Genomic DNA, 14,333 nt, shown 5'->3' with positions numbered 1-14,333 from the left:
GGGACATTCAATTGAATCTTGGTATCACATGGAAAATTTGTTTGCCACCATGACAGTTTTTAATTGCTGCCAGCAATGTGAGTTGTTAAATTAGTGTTAATAAAATATCAATGAGGTTTACATGCGTCAAATCGAGTTTTTGTTAAATGAATATGGCGAAAGTCACAAAAATAAAACCAATATTCTTATCCACGCTATAGCAGTTCCAGCAATTTACTTTGTTACATTGGCGCTTGTTTGGTCTATTCCTACACCAGCTTTTTTAGACTATTTTGGTATCACTTGGGTACATGTTCTGGTTATCCCCACTTTGTATTATTATTTTCGATTGTCAGGACCCATAGGTGCGGCTATGACACTCTTATCAATAGTGTCGTATTTCGGCATACAATTGCTGGTGTCACTGGATATTTCTGTTTGGAAGTTTAGCCTTGTTTTGTTTGTGGTGATGTGGATTTTGCAATTTGTTGGTCACAACATAGAAGGCAAAAAACCCAGTTTTTTAAAAGATCTACAATTTTTGCTGGTGGGACCTGCCTGGTGGTGGGTACATTGGTTAAAACGTTTAAATATCAATTACTAATCTTACCTTCCCAATCTACAAATAGTTGCGATAAAACACCACTAATCTAAGACCAAGGGAGAGTTTCCTTGGTCTATTTTTTGTATACTTACTTCCTATCCATTATTCAGGAAAACATGTGCCTAAGTGGGAAAAATTAGTCGATAGCCGTGAGCGGTTGTTTTGGACCTTACATACTGCGGGCTGGTGTGGTTTCGCCATTGTTTACTACATAGGCTCTTTTCTGCAAGACATGCGCAGCATTTGGCTGTTTGTCATCATACTTAATGCCTATGCGGGATGGTTGCTGACTATTCCACTTCGATATGTTTATCGTAAAGCGTTGACCTTAACTCCCCTTAAAATGCTGTTTCTGATTGGTGCAAGCTTATACTTTACCGCCTTAATTTGGACTTTGGTTAAAAACGTCAATAATTGGGAAATTTACAAAAAGGGCTATCGACCAGATGAATGGTATTGGTATTTCAAAGACACAATCAATTCTTTGATAATGATTGGATGTTGGACAGGTGGTTATTTTGGTGTCAAAAACTATCAGATGTTGCTGAGAGAAAAACAAAATGTGCTTAAAGCCTCTTCAATGGCACACCAAGCACATATTAAAATGTTGAGGTATCAACTCAACCCGCATTTTTTGTTTAATACGCTGAACGCCATTTCAACCCTTATTTTGATGAAAGAGAACAAAACAGCGGAGGCAATGGTCAGTCGTTTGAGTGATTTTTTGCGTTACTCTTTAGATAAGGACCCAATTAGGCGAGTTCCTCTTATTCAAGAAATTAAAGCGCTAGAGCTGTATTTGGAAATTGAAAAAGTCAGATTTGAAGATCGCTTAACAGTGGTTTGGGACATAGAAGAAAATACTAAAAGTGCCCTAGTACCAAGCTTAATATTACAGCCGATTATTGAGAATTCTATCAAGTTTGCTATTTCTAAATTAGAAGAAGGTGGTCGAATCTGTATCTCGGCTAAAACTTTTGGACGTGACCTGATGTTAAACGTCAGTGATAATGGTCCTGGGGCTGAGATTAAAAACGGTCATTTGCCTACCAGTAAAAGTGGGGGAGTTGGCTTGCATAATATCCAAGACCGATTAGAAGCCTTGTACGCAAATAATTATTCTTTTGTTATTTCCCATAATTATCCTAAGGGCATCAAAGTAAATATCCGTATTCCATATGAAATAAGTGAGCACTCAAATGAATCAAAAATTGAGAATTAGCACTGTCATCGTTGACGACGAACCCTTAGCCCGCAAGGGGTTATCGTTGCGTTTGGCTGAATTTGAAAATATTGAAATTGTTGGTGAGTGTAAAAATGGTTTAGAAGCCGTGACATTGATCCCACAACTGCGTCCTGATTTGGTATTTTTAGATATACAAATGCCAGGATTAAATGGTTTTCAGGTCATTAATAAACTGCAAGAACTCAAACAACCTATGCCTTTGATAGTGTTTGTTACCGCCTTTGATTCCTATGCAATTAAGGCCTTCGATGTGCATGCCTTAGATTACGTATTAAAACCAGTAGATGAAAGACGTCTTAAAGATGCTGTGGATAAGGTTGTCATAACGTTAGAGCGAGAGCAACAGGATGGAAATAATCAAAAACTTGCAAGGTTGCTTGCTGATTTTACCGGCGACGACTGTGAAGATATTCTGCGAAAACTGGCCAGTGGCGAAAGTATTACCACAAACTCATATCCTGATGTGTTAGCAATAAAAGACGGTTCAGAGGTTAGCCGCGTAGCGATAAGTGATATTCAATGGATAGATGCGGCAGGTGACTATATGTGTGTTCACGCAACTGAAAAAACACATATTATGCGGCGCACCATGAAAGAATTAGAAAACGACCTTGACCCTAAGAAGTTTGTGCGCGCTCATCGTTCTGCCATTGTGAATATAAGGTATGTGCAAAAAATGGTCAGTCATATTAGTGGCGAATACCACCTGATATTAAATAACGGCACTGAGCTTAAAGTCAGTCGTAGCCACCGCGATCGCGTGAAAGAGATGATTAAATTATAGTTACGCTGACCTTGAGTTAGGATTTGGTATAAAACAATTGCTGTTGGATCTTCAATAAATAGTTATCAAGGGGCTTTTTTTGTTGCCAACTCATTTCAATTGGGTGCGTGACTAATTGACTATTGTGTTCACCTACCATGATATTGTTTTGCCCAGCTAAGGCTTGTTCAACCGCATAAGCACCTAATTTTGTGGCTAAAATTCTATCTTGGCTAACCGGAGATCCACCTCTTTGCACGTGTCCTAAAATAACAGGACGACACTCTATATGAGTTTTATCAGAGATCATTTTTGCCAGTGTAATGACTCCTCCAGGTAACAAGTTTTCACTCGTCACCACGATAAAACTTGAAATGCCTCGTTGGCTATACACAGCATGTAAATGTTCGATAATGTTGTCGACTTCTAGGTCAATATCGAGGCAGTCTTCAGGCACTAATACTCTATCAGCCGCAGAGGCCACGGCAGCATTTAGCGCAATAAACCCAGCGTGCCTGCCCATTACTTCCACTAAAAATATACGTTCAAAGGCATCTGCTGTATCACGCACCTTATCGATGGAATCAAGTGCGGTTTCTATGGCCGTATAATAACCAATAGTCGCGTCTGTGCCACTAATGTCATTGTCTATGGTGCCAGGCAAGCCAATCACTTGCCCTTTGTAGTACTTACATAAATGATGAGCACCACGAAAAGAACCATTGCCGCCAATCACTAACAACACATCTATATTTAATGCATGTAAATTTTTGGCTGCCGCTCTGCCAGCTTCTTCAGTGTGAAAATCATCACAACGACCACTTTTTAAAATTGTACCGCCACGCTGAATGATATTGGTCACATTGTTAGAAGCCAGTAGTTTGTATTCTTGGTCAATTAAGCCGTTATAACCATGTTTATAACCTATCACCTCAAGCTCATAATGTTCTGCTGTGAGTACAATTGAACGAATACAGGCATTCATACCAGGGGCGTCACCACCAGATGTCAAAACAGCGATTTTCTTCATGACGTTCTCTTGTATCAATAGTTTTATTCTAGGGTAGAATGCAAAGACTCTGTAAACAAGATTTTTTGTAGAAAAATTAGTCAGTTAGTCAGAGCTAAATAAAATGAATGTCACTTTTTGGAAAAATAATGAAGCTAACAAACATAGAGGGAACAAGGCATTGGTACGGCTTTTTCCTATCACTGACTACTGCGTTTTTGTGGGGGGTATTACCCGTTTTTTTAACGCTGTGTTTAGAAAAAATGGACGCAGTTACTATTACTTTGTATCGTTTTTTTGTCGCAGGAATATTTGTGTTTCTATTATTATTAAAAAGCAAATCTTTGCCACGGCTACCTGCTCTGGGGCGAAATAAAAGCATTTGGTTGTTGGTAGCCGCTTTATTTTTAGTGCTCAATTTTGTGGCCAACGTACAAGGCTTAGAATACCTTAACCCAGAAACGGCAACAATAGTCATGCAAACTGCCCCCTTTATGCTGATGTTGGGAGGAGTGGTATTTTTTAAAGAACGCTTAAATCGATTTGAAATCTGTGGTGCAGTAATGCTTTTATTGGGCTTGATTCTATTTTTTAATGACAGACTGGCTGATTTATTTTTGTCGCTAACTGAGTTTACGACTGGCGTTTTAATTATTTTATTCGCCGCGATCACTTGGGCGACTTATGCATTGATGCAAAAACCCTTATTAAAAGTACTCACTGCAAAACAGTTAACCTTGTTAATTTATATTATTGGTTTTTGCGCATTGTTGCCTTTTTCTACTTTGTCCTTGTTAATGGATCTGCAAATGATTCATGTGATAGCGTTGTTGTTTTGTTGTCTGAATACCATAGTTGCCTATGGTGCATTTACAGAAGCCCTTAATATATGGCAGGCTGCCAAAGTCAGTGCTGTACTGGCGATGTCACCCATTTTTACGTTTTTAAGTATGTTAATTGCAGTGCAGTGGTTACCTCAACATTTCACCGCTAGCTACTTAGACCCTTGGGCTTATATTGGTGCGGCTGTGGTGATAACAGGATCAGCCTTAACGGCTTTAGGTAGAGCAAAGGTGGTGTGATGGCCTTATTGATGGTTTTAGGATAAGTAGTTAATTGTTTTTGATAAAGTAATCAGGTGTAGAAAAAAGGATAAACAAAGTGTTTGATTTTTGTGTGGTGGGTGGAGGCATGGTGGGGTCAGCAATGGCTCTAGGGTTGGCCAATATGGGTTTCAAGGTCGCCATTATAGAGCCTAATATGCCTGCTGCTTTCGAACCAGAACAACCGCCTGATATGCGCGTCTCAGCCATCAGTTTAACCTCTGAAAAGTTACTTCAAGAACTAGGTGCATGGAGCGAGATTAAAAATATGCGTTTATGCCCATATAAACGATTGTCAGTATGGGATAAACCTTCTTGCCGTACAGATTTTAATTGTACTGAAATCGAACAGCCACATCTGGGTCATATTATAGAAAACCGCCTTGTACAATTAGGTTTGTATACTGTTATTGAGACTAATTCTAAAGTGGTTTTTTATAAAAAACTAAAGGTAACAGAAATAGCCGCTGTAGATAGTGCGAGAGTCACGCTAGAAGACGGACAGGTTATTCAGGCTAAAATGTTAATAGGGGCAGATGGTGGTCATTCTGCAGTGCGGGATGCTGCCAATATAGGTGTACAGGGGTGGCAATATTCACAACAGGCACTAGGTATTCAAATTAAGACCACCGACTCACAACAGGACATTACTTGGCAACAGTTCACACCTGAAGGGCCTATGGCATTTTTACCCTTATATAATGGTTTTGCCTCCTTGGTTTGGTATCACAGCGCAGCAGACATACGACATTTGAAAAGTTTTTCTAAAGCCAAGCTAAAGCAACATATATTGCAGCATTTCCCAGCAGACTTGGTAGACTTTGAAGTGATTGATATGGCGAGTTTTCCTTTAACACGTATGCACGCCAATCAGTACTTTAAAGGTAATACTGTGCTAATTGGTGATGCGGCTCATACCATTAATCCGCTGGCAGGGCAGGGGGTAAACTTGGGCTTTAAAGACGTGGCTGCTTTGCTAAGTGTTATTCGAGAAGAGCTCACAAAACATGAACACGCAACAGTTTTGCAGCCTAGTCATTTCAGCCAATGGTTAAACCAATATCAAGTAGCGCGCCGCAGAGATAATTTAATCATGATGAGTGCTATGGATTTGTTATATTCCACCTTTAGTAATGAGCACTTGCCACTCAAATTGTTGCGTAATCTAGGTTTAAAATTGGCAAATCATGCCGGTCCTATAAAACACAATGCAATGAAATATGCGATGGGTTTATAACTCAAAAAAGAATATTTAATAAAAGAGATAATAATAGATGACAGTATTAATTATTTTGGCTGTATTGGTGATTGCCTTAGTGGGCATTGTTCCTCTGATAGAACGTTCCAACTTTAGAATGTCCAACGAACAAATGAGTAAGTTAGGTCGCTGGATCTTACCTTTGTTAGTTATAATGCTGATTATCCAACTGGTTATGCATTACGCTGACTAAAATCCATACACAGATTATTATTTTCCCCGTTTTTTAGATTAATTAAATAGGCAGATTAGATGGCAGTTCATTGGTACCCCGGGCATATGCACAAGGCTCAAAAAGAAATTAAAGAAGCATTGCCACAAGTTGATGTGCTAATTGAAGTGTTGGATGCGCGTATTCCATATTCTAGTGAAAATCCTATGATTGCGCAGTTGCGAGGAGATAAGCCTTGTATCAAAGTACTGAGTAAAACGGATCTTGCAGACCCTGACGTCACGGCAGCATGGCAAGAATTCTTGGAGCGAGAACGATCAGTTAAAACCTTTGCTGCAACGACTGAAGAACCCGCCAAGATGAAACAAATCTTGGAACTATGTAGAAAAATGTTACCTGAAAAAGACGCCAGCGTAAAAGCTATCCATACTATGATAGTGGGCATTCCGAATGTGGGAAAATCAACTTTAATCAACATATTGGCAGATCGTGTTATTGCCAAAACAGGTAACGAAGCCGCAGTGACTAAAACCCAACAACGTATCAATTTGGGTAATGGTATTACGTTGTTTGATACGCCTGGCATATTGTGGCCAAAATTAGAAAACCCCAACAGTGGTTATCGACTAGCCTCAACAGGTGCCATTAAAGATACTGCCATGGAGTACGACGACGTAGGTTTTTTCGCCGCCGATTATTTAATTAAAAGCTATCCAGAATTACTAAAAGCACGTTTTGATTTAGACAATATACCAGACACTGAAATTGCGTTTCTCGAGCTTGCCGCTGCCCGTCGCGGAGCATTGATGAGCGGGGGGCGGGTTAACCTACATAAAATATGTGAAGTATTAATTAACGAACTACGTTCTGGGAAAATTGGCCGAATTAGCCTAGAAACCCCCACCATGATCGAACAAGAAGTCATAGAAATGGCAGAGGTCGCAGCGAAAAAGGCTGCGGATAAAATCGATCGAAAAGCACGTTTTAAAACAGGCTCATTAACACCCGATAAAAAGGACCGCAAAGAAAAGCGTCAAAACGATAGAGCAGAGCAATCTGCACGTATGAAAAAACAATCTAATCGTAGGAAATAACCATGATATCTATGCAGTGGTCTGATGCAAGAGTGTAATTCCTGCGGCAAGTGCTGCATTAAATACAGCAATGGCGATTTGTCTGCGTCAGACCAAGATATTGATATGTGGGAGCTGTTTAAGCCTGATATCGCCGCCTATGTTAAAAATGGCTTGATTTGGTTTTCACCACAAAGTGGCAAACAATTGTCTTTGTGCCCTTTTTTACGTGAAGGCAAACATGCTGAACAACCGAATAAAAAGATCTACACCTGTGATATATACTACGACCGCCCTGAAGACTGTCGGTTTTACCCAGTGACAGTTAAACAGATGATCAATGATGAATGCGAGATGTTGCAACAAGGGGATCTGTTAAATCCCCAACAAGCACAAAAAGACTTAGATAAGTTATTAGAAGACAGCCGACCTAGTTTTGATTAGCGGCAGAAGTGCCGTTACCAACAAAAACTGTCGATCAAATAACCGAGCGACTTTGTTGTAAGGATATAAGTAGCTAGCGTTTATTTTTTTTCATCTAACGGACTTAATTGAACGAAAGCTGCCGTTAACCTTCCATCACTTGGTGTTAACTTTGAGTCTTTAAACAGCTGTTAAAGCGTTATGAATAAGGTTCTCTTCTCCATTATTTAATAATCAAGTTGATCAATCCCTGATGATCATTCTTTCTGCTTGAAAGAATCTATTAGTACATCTTCACAAAATGGTGTTGGTACCACCCCCTCAGAGGCATAAACATAAAGGGTACATCGAAATATGTTTGTCATCAGTGATTGAAAATAGATGACAATAAAGCTGAGTAAAAAAGCAACGAATACTCCAAGAGTCATTACTAATAAACCTACCTTGAAACCTGCCAAGAGAATAAAAAATCCTACTACTATAGGAGTGATGAATAGAGCCAGAATTAATAGACGACTAAATACAGTAATTGCAAGAAACCCAATAACACCTTCCCCCCAAGTTTTTTTAATAAGTTTTGCTGAATATTTGAGATAGTTGATAGGATTCGATTGGTTTTTTTCGCGTATCAGTACTGGAATAGAAAAAACAGTGACCACACTCCATGCAAAGCCCACTAATCCCATAATCCACCGACCAATAAAATCGAATTGTCCTTCCAAAATACGTATCACGACACCAACAAGCCCCGACAGTAAAGACCAAAGTAGGATTGCTTTAATCTTTCTATTTGCCGTTTGAAAACCATGGGAAATACTAACTGGTTGTCCATTTATAGATTTAAGTAATTCACTGTAAAAGGCTACATGAATAAAGGTAGTAACGAACATCATAAACAAATAAATAGCGATATATGTTATTAAAGAAATACCCGATAAAATTTCAATAACGTTCTCAATTATGCCATTTCCGGTGTAAGAAATAGACCAATCGCCATTACTTGAAATATTCCTTGTGGTTTGACGTGACAACAAGGGCACTAGGAAAAATCCCCAAATCGTTAGTACAGGCAACATGTTAAAAAATTGAAATATTAATAACTTTGGATTGTTTTTAAATACCGCAAAACATGATTTAAATATTGCTAAACTTCGTTTAAATTCCCTAAACATTATAATCTCCCTAAAATAAAATTCTTTACGTCATCATCGGTGATTGAAAAGCTTTTGGCTTCAGATAATAGGTTGTTATATAACCTTTCTATATGTTTACTTTTGTCTTTTGTTGAAAGTCTTTGTGTTTCAGGTTTGAGAATAAAACACCCTTTTCCTGCGTAACTTTTTACAACTCCCTTTAATTCGAGTTCCTTATAAACTTTGGCTACGGTATTAACATTGATATCAAGTTGTTCAGCAAGCTTTCGAAGAGGTGGCAATTTTTCACCAATTAGAAGTTGCTCATTATTTACAGCTGTTATTATTAAGTTAATCAACTGCTTATAAACAGGGATGCCTGAGTTGTACTCTATATGTAGTAATTGCTGCATCAACCATCCTTCTTTCTCGTATCACTGTAATAGTACATTAGTACACTGAGGTTGTTATAGTCAACTAAATTGTTGAAGTGCCCCCCGAAAGTTAGACAAAACCTTCAGGGGGTTTTTGTTAGTGCTCAATGTGTAAAGTCAAGACTCTCCCTTATCCTAATTCGTTAGATTTATTCCTATTAATTAATGGGTGCTTAACATCTATAAGAAAGCTTGATTCATAAATTTAGAACGTCACCTTCTATTTAATTCAATTTATCAAACTTGTTTTTCTCAGCATAATTTACTCAAGCAAAAGGAAAGGCCGCAAAAAATTACAACTAGATTAGCTTAAATTCGAATTGTGAGATGTATGCGACAAACGACAAAGTGAATTATCGCAACTTAAAACGAAAGAGTCGCTTATGTTCAGTTTTTGTCATAAATGAACTTAAGCCACACAAGACTAAATTGGAGAAGTAACATGAAATTTAAAGCATCAATTATGATAGCAATTACACTTTTCAGTGTAGCGACTATGTCGAGTGCTAATACACTTACTCGTCAAAACGGTGCGCCAGTAGGCGATAACCAAAACTCACAAACTGCAGGCCCGTGGGGACCTGTTTTACTGCAAGATAGCCATTTAATTGAAAAACTAGCTGCATTTGATCGCGAGCGTGTTCCTGAGCGTGTAGTACATGCCCGAGGTACAGGTGTTCATGGTTACTATGAAAACTATGTTGATTTATCAGACATTACTGTTGCAGCACCTTTCCAAGGTGAAAACAAAAAGACTGATGTCTTTGTACGTTTCTCAGCTGTAATACATGGTCACCAATCACCAGAAACATTACGTGACCCTCGAGGTTTTGCTGTTAAGTTTTATACCGAACAAGGTAACTGGGATTTAGTGGGGAACAACTTCCCAATTTTCTTCATTCGCGATGCTATTAAGTTTCCAGACATGGTTCACAGTTTGAAACCGTCACCTGTGACTAATGCACAAAGTGCGGCACGTTTGTTTGACTTTTTCTCTCACGTGCCAGAATCAACTCACATGTTGACGCACTTATTTTCTGACATGGGAACACCAAAAAGTTACCTAAATATGGATGGTTCTAGTGTTCACGCGTTCAAATTTGTGAATGACAAAGGCCAAGTAAAATACTTTAAGTTAACTTGGAAAACTAACCAAGGTGAGAAAAACTTCACCGCTGCAGAAGCACAAGCCATGCAAGGAAAAGATTTCCAACCTATGACTACTGATATCTATACCCGTATCGGTGATAAAGGTGAAACAGCTTCTTGGGATTTATACTTACAAACTATGAATCCAGAGCAACTTGATGACTTTGATTTTAACCCGTTAGATACTACTAAAATCTGGCCTGTATCTTTAGTGCCGGCTAAGAAAATTGGTAAATTAACACTTAACCGTGTACCAGATAACTTCTTTGAAGAAACCGAGCAAGCAGCATTTGCACCAAGCAACTTGATCCCTGGTATTGAGCCATCTGAAGACAGAATGCTACAAGGTCGTTTGTTCTCTTATGCTGATACTCAGCGTTACAGAATTGGCGTGAATGCTTACCGTATTCCAATCAATGCACCACGTAATGCGGTTATTGATAACCATGAGCAACACGGTAAATTACGTACAACTAATAGCAAACGTGATGTGAACTATCAGCCAAGTCGCCGTATAGCGCTAGATGATGACAACCAGTACAAATATGCACAAACGCCTTTGTCTGGAACAACTCAACAAGCGCCTTTTTATAAGCAACGTAACTTTGCTCAAGCAGGTGAGAAATTCCGTTCATTCAGCAAGGTTGAACAGCAGCACTTGATAGAAAACCTAGGGACTACGCTAGCAGGTGTACCCGAAGAAGAGATCCGCGTCATTATCAGCGCATTTATGTACAACGCAGATAAGAACTACGGTAACGGTGTGGCTAAGTTAGCTAATGCTCCACTTAGTAAAGTGAAAGCTGCAGCTAAGGAGTTGATGGACGTACAAGCTGAGCGTGAAAAGCGAGCTAAAAAAGTCGCTGATGATTTCAGCCGAATTTACTACAAAGCTGTTCTATAACTCCAATTTGCAGCCTGCCACTGCCAATTTACTAGAATGGCAGGAAACAAATTAACATTAAGGCGTGAAGTGTTTGAATCACAACACGCCTTCTTTAAACAATCGCTATGACAGAGGACGCAATCATGAAGGCAATTTTTCAACTATCTATTAAAAGCATGACGACACTATTTGTGCTTACTCTAGCATTTTCAGGTCAAGCAGAGCCTGTTGATAGTGAAGAGTTACAAGCAATGTATTTCGATGCTGCTAGGCAAGGAGATATGCCCACCTTAAAAGCTTATTATGGGGCTGGGTTAAGCCCAAATGTTGCAGATAAAAAAGGCTATACAGCCTTAATATTAGCGGCTTATCATGGTGAAACCGCTACCGTTAATTATTTACTTGAACAAGCCAATGCTAACGCTTGCCAAGAAGATAATTCAGGAAATACTGCTTTAATGGGAGCTATTTTTAAAGGTAATTTTGGCGCGATAAAAGCCTTAATCGGCGCTGATTGTGATATTGACCAGACCAATCAAAACGGTCAAACCGCGGCTATGTTTGCAACACTATTCAATCGCACTGAAACCATTGCAGCATTGACCGAAGCTGGGGCGGATTTAGAAGCTAAAGACAGTTCTGGCAATAGTTTAGTAGATATTGCAATAAGCCAAGGCAACTACGAATTAGCCAAACAGTTAGCTGAAAAGCCTGCAATTAATTAATCCTGTTATTGCTTACAAAATTTAAAACTAAAAGGTTTCACTAATGTGAAACCTTTTTTGCTTTTGGGTCTGGCGAATACTGAAAGGTAATCTTAATTTTTAATTGAAAAGGTGTGATATAAAAAAATGAAATTGATTTTTTAGAAAGTCAAAAAATTCAGGCAGGTTTTGGTCAACATCACATTATTAGTGATCAAAGTCCTAGTGCAGGTGGAGATGAATCTCATCCTGAGCCCTTTGATTATTTTCTAGCAAGTATGCCTCTTTGTGCTGCCTTTTATATTCGAAAGTTTTGTGAAGCACGAGATATCAGCACTGACGGAGTAACCTTAACTCAAGACAAGATCTGCAGGGGCAGAGCTGCTGATTTATGCGAGCAGATTATTAATCTCTGAACAACCGCTATAGGCGTGAAGTAGGAGTTTTCATCAAAAGTGGGTAATGACCGCTTCTGGCACTAAGGGAAACTAGCTATGGTCGAGAAAGCAGTAGATAAAAGCAAAAGACTAAAGCTTCTCACCACAGAGTACACAGAGCGTCGGGCGCCGAGCGTTTCGCTGCACATTGAAGAACGATTAGATTGATATGAACCTAAATATCTATTCCTCTGTGCTCTCCGTGTCCTCAGTGGTTCAAATTTTTTTTCTTTTTACTATCATTGGAATGACAGGTTTTGGCACATCGCTCTCTAACAGCTTGATTAAGCTCCATTATATTAATGGTTGTTAGTATAAGCGCTGACTATTGCTGGTTTGCAATGTTTTACCAAATCCCGTCTTCTGATTTACCTTGAATTTCACAATCGCCGGCTTTGTAGGTTATTTTTTTACCACTGTCTCGTTTCGCAAAATAATCTTTACTGATAGAAACGATAGTGGGGGTCATCCAAACCAAAGCGGTAATATTGATCACTGTCATTAAACCTAAAGCCATGTCTGCCATTGCCCAAACTTCGGGTAAGGCTGCCATTGAACCCCATAAAATCATTAACAAATAACCGGTTGTGTAGGCCGCTCGGCCAGATTTATTATCGAGTTTAAACATATGTAGATTACTTTCACCATAAGCGTAATTGGCTACAACTGAGGTAAATGCAAACAAACTGATGGCCGCAGCAACAAAGTCTCCGCCTCCGGCGCCTAAGTGCGAACTCATGGCGTCTTGTGTCAGGCGTATTCCCTCCATGCCTTCACCTGATGCACCGCCAGCTAATAAAATGACCACTGCTGAACAGGTACATAAGATCATAGTGTCGATAAACACTCCCAACATTTGTACATAACCTTGGGAGACAGGATGGTTTGGATTCGGAGTGGCACTTGCCGCAGCATGAGGTACGCTACCTGAGCCTGCTTCGTTTGAATAGAGGCCTCGTTGCACTCCGTGTTTAAATGCGGCACCAATAGCGCCAGCGCCCGCTTCTTGTAGTCCAAACGCTGAAGTAATAATGTCCCAAAGCATGGCTGGCACCAATTCTATATTTAAGAAGGTGATAGCTAGAGTAACTAACACATAGGTCACTGCCATAAAGGGCACAACCCATTCGGCAAACTTTGCAATCGCTCGTAAGCCGCCTATTACAATCAAGCCAGCTAATATGATAATCACTAAACCAGAATAAAGGGTAGGGATGTCATAGGCATGATTAAGTGCATCGGTAATAGTATTGGCTTGTACAGCACTGAATATAAAACCGTAACCTAAAAATAAAAACAGCGAAAATATTACCGCTAACCAACGCTTATTGAGACCTTGTTGAATATAATAGGCAGGGCCTCCGCGATATTCTCCGTTGGTATCTTTGACTTTATAGAGTTGCCCTAAAACACTTTCAGCAAAGCCGGTAGCCATACCAAGGATAGCAATCACCCACATCCAAAATATTGCCCCTGAACCACCTAACGAGATAGCCACAGCGACACCCGCTAGGTTACCAGTGCCCACTCTGGCAGATAAGCTGGTACATAAAGCCTGGAAAGAACTTATACCAGCTTTGTCACTTTTATTACTGCCTTTCATGACCGAAAACATATGCCCAAAGTGGCGTATTTGAATAAACCCCAACTTTACGGAAAACCATACGCCTGCTGCCAGCAACATATAAATGAGTATTTGGCCGTTACCCCAAAGGATATTATTAATAAAAGCGACGATTTCGGAAATCAAAGTTTAACTCACAAGTATTTGAATTTGTGTTGGAAGTTTGCCGTCTATTAACAATGATGTCTAGAGCTCAAGGAAAATGAATACAAACAAAAACGCCAAGCAAATGCTTGGCGTTTTTGTAAAATATGGCTGGAGTAGCTGGACTCGAACCAACGACATAGTCGAGGATCAATACCTGTTATCACGAAAACCAAATTTTTTAAATGTGGC

14 protein-coding genes and 1 pseudogene are annotated in these 14,333 nt (G+C 39.4%); 11 read left to right on the top strand and 4 right to left on the bottom strand.

The window, feature by feature from the left end:
- Nucleotides 1-121: 121 nt before the first annotated feature.
- The 3 genes from AAC000_RS10100 to AAC000_RS10090 all read left to right on the top strand — a co-directional run bounded on the left by AAC000_RS10100 (nucleotide 122) and on the right by AAC000_RS10090 (nucleotide 2,613).
- Entirely contained in the window at nucleotides 122-583 is a 462-nt protein-coding gene (locus AAC000_RS10100) for an Mpo1-like protein (protein WP_339722351.1), read from the top strand.
- A 118-nt stretch (nucleotides 584-701) separates the two neighbouring features.
- Nucleotides 702-1,805 carry a histidine kinase gene (locus tag AAC000_RS10095; RefSeq protein WP_339722349.1) on the top strand — a complete coding sequence of 368 codons (1,104 nt, stop codon included), beginning with the start codon at nucleotides 702-704 and terminating at the stop codon, nucleotides 1,803-1,805.
- Complete coding sequence (locus AAC000_RS10090; RefSeq protein ID WP_339722347.1) at nucleotides 1,783-2,613, top strand: LytTR family DNA-binding domain-containing protein; 831 nt, start codon at nucleotides 1,783-1,785, stop codon at nucleotides 2,611-2,613. The genes AAC000_RS10095 and AAC000_RS10090 overlap by 23 nt, the downstream gene beginning before the upstream one ends.
- Before the next feature lie 16 nt (nucleotides 2,614-2,629).
- On the opposite strand, the gene AAC000_RS10085 is transcribed toward AAC000_RS10090, so the two are convergent.
- Complete coding sequence (locus tag AAC000_RS10085; protein WP_339722345.1) at nucleotides 2,630-3,622, bottom strand: ATP-dependent 6-phosphofructokinase; 993 nt, start codon at nucleotides 3,620-3,622, stop codon at nucleotides 2,630-2,632.
- 128 nt (nucleotides 3,623-3,750) lie between these two features.
- Here AAC000_RS10085 and AAC000_RS10080 point away from each other — a divergent pair, with 128 nt between their 5' ends.
- The 5 genes from AAC000_RS10080 (at nucleotide 3,751) to AAC000_RS10060 (ending at nucleotide 7,651) form a co-directional block, all read left to right on the top strand.
- Nucleotides 3,751-4,683, top strand: a complete 933-nt coding sequence (locus AAC000_RS10080; protein WP_339722344.1) for a DMT family transporter — start codon at nucleotides 3,751-3,753, stop codon at nucleotides 4,681-4,683.
- Nucleotides 4,684-4,762: 79 nt separating this feature from the next.
- Nucleotides 4,763-5,941, top strand: coding sequence for an FAD-dependent monooxygenase (locus AAC000_RS10075; protein ID WP_339722342.1), 1,179 nt, complete (start codon nucleotides 4,763-4,765; stop codon nucleotides 5,939-5,941).
- A 37-nt stretch (nucleotides 5,942-5,978) separates the two neighbouring features.
- A complete protein-coding gene (locus tag AAC000_RS10070) occupies nucleotides 5,979-6,155 on the top strand; it encodes a hypothetical protein (protein WP_339722340.1) in 177 nt (58 codons plus the stop codon).
- A gap of 59 nt (nucleotides 6,156-6,214) precedes the next feature.
- Entirely contained in the window at nucleotides 6,215-7,228 is a 1,014-nt protein-coding gene (gene ylqF / locus AAC000_RS10065; RefSeq protein WP_339722339.1) for a ribosome biogenesis GTPase YlqF, read from the top strand.
- Between the two features lie 24 nt (nucleotides 7,229-7,252).
- A complete protein-coding gene (locus AAC000_RS10060; protein ID WP_339722337.1) occupies nucleotides 7,253-7,651 on the top strand; it encodes a YkgJ family cysteine cluster protein in 399 nt (132 codons plus the stop codon).
- Nucleotides 7,652-7,887: 236 nt separating this feature from the next.
- On the opposite strand, the gene AAC000_RS10055 is transcribed toward AAC000_RS10060, so the two are convergent.
- Together AAC000_RS10055 and AAC000_RS10050 are read right to left on the bottom strand one after the other, a co-directional pair.
- Nucleotides 7,888-8,802 (bottom strand): DUF6159 family protein, encoded by a 915-nt coding sequence (locus AAC000_RS10055; protein ID WP_339722336.1) that lies wholly within the window; start codon nucleotides 8,800-8,802, stop codon nucleotides 7,888-7,890.
- A complete protein-coding gene (locus tag AAC000_RS10050) occupies nucleotides 8,802-9,176 on the bottom strand; it encodes a GntR family transcriptional regulator (protein WP_339722335.1) in 375 nt (124 codons plus the stop codon). The genes AAC000_RS10055 and AAC000_RS10050 overlap by 1 nt, the downstream gene beginning before the upstream one ends.
- A 463-nt stretch (nucleotides 9,177-9,639) precedes the next feature.
- On the opposite strand from AAC000_RS10050, the gene AAC000_RS10045 reads away from it, so the two are divergent.
- From AAC000_RS10045 to AAC000_RS10035, 3 genes and pseudogenes are all read left to right on the top strand, one after another.
- Nucleotides 9,640-11,250 carry a catalase gene (locus AAC000_RS10045; protein WP_339722333.1) on the top strand — a complete coding sequence of 537 codons (1,611 nt, stop codon included), beginning with the start codon at nucleotides 9,640-9,642 and terminating at the stop codon, nucleotides 11,248-11,250.
- Between the two features lie 125 nt (nucleotides 11,251-11,375).
- Complete coding sequence (locus AAC000_RS10040) at nucleotides 11,376-11,957, top strand: ankyrin repeat domain-containing protein (protein WP_339722331.1); 582 nt, start codon at nucleotides 11,376-11,378, stop codon at nucleotides 11,955-11,957.
- A gap of 131 nt (nucleotides 11,958-12,088) precedes the next feature.
- A pseudogene (locus tag AAC000_RS10035) lies at nucleotides 12,089-12,298 on the top strand (hypothetical protein); the annotation flags it as partial.
- A 421-nt stretch (nucleotides 12,299-12,719) separates the two neighbouring features.
- Here AAC000_RS10035 and AAC000_RS10030 read toward each other — a convergent pair.
- Nucleotides 12,720-14,123: an alanine/glycine:cation symporter family protein gene (locus AAC000_RS10030; protein ID WP_339722329.1), complete on the bottom strand. Its 1,404-nt coding sequence runs from the start codon at nucleotides 14,121-14,123 to the stop codon at nucleotides 12,720-12,722.
- Nucleotides 14,124-14,333 lie beyond the last annotated feature (210 nt).

Source organism: uncultured Paraglaciecola sp. (genome assembly GCF_963977085.1).
Lineage (GTDB): Bacteria > Pseudomonadota > Gammaproteobacteria > Enterobacterales > Alteromonadaceae > Paraglaciecola.
Note: the sequence above shows the minus strand (reverse complement) of the source record. Positions and strands in the feature narration are given on the sequence as shown.

Coding starts and splice junctions, on each gene's coding strand:
- AAC000_RS10085 (WP_339722345.1), bottom strand. CDS start 3,622: ATGAAGAAAATCGCTGTTTTGACATCTGGTGGTGACGCCCCTGGTATG.
- AAC000_RS10040 (WP_339722331.1), top strand. CDS start 11,376: ATGAAGGCAATTTTTCAACTATCTATTAAAAGCATGACGACACTATTT.
- AAC000_RS10090 (WP_339722347.1), top strand. CDS start 1,783: ATGAATCAAAAATTGAGAATTAGCACTGTCATCGTTGACGACGAACCC.
- AAC000_RS10100 (WP_339722351.1), top strand. CDS start 122: ATGCGTCAAATCGAGTTTTTGTTAAATGAATATGGCGAAAGTCACAAA.
- AAC000_RS10055 (WP_339722336.1), bottom strand. CDS start 8,802: ATGTTTAGGGAATTTAAACGAAGTTTAGCAATATTTAAATCATGTTTT.
- ylqF (WP_339722339.1), top strand. CDS start 6,215: ATGGCAGTTCATTGGTACCCCGGGCATATGCACAAGGCTCAAAAAGAA.
- AAC000_RS10060 (WP_339722337.1), top strand. CDS start 7,253: ATGCAAGAGTGTAATTCCTGCGGCAAGTGCTGCATTAAATACAGCAAT.
- AAC000_RS10050 (WP_339722335.1), bottom strand. CDS start 9,176: ATGCAGCAATTACTACATATAGAGTACAACTCAGGCATCCCTGTTTAT.
- AAC000_RS10045 (WP_339722333.1), top strand. CDS start 9,640: ATGAAATTTAAAGCATCAATTATGATAGCAATTACACTTTTCAGTGTA.
- AAC000_RS10070 (WP_339722340.1), top strand. CDS start 5,979: ATGACAGTATTAATTATTTTGGCTGTATTGGTGATTGCCTTAGTGGGC.
- AAC000_RS10080 (WP_339722344.1), top strand. CDS start 3,751: ATGAAGCTAACAAACATAGAGGGAACAAGGCATTGGTACGGCTTTTTC.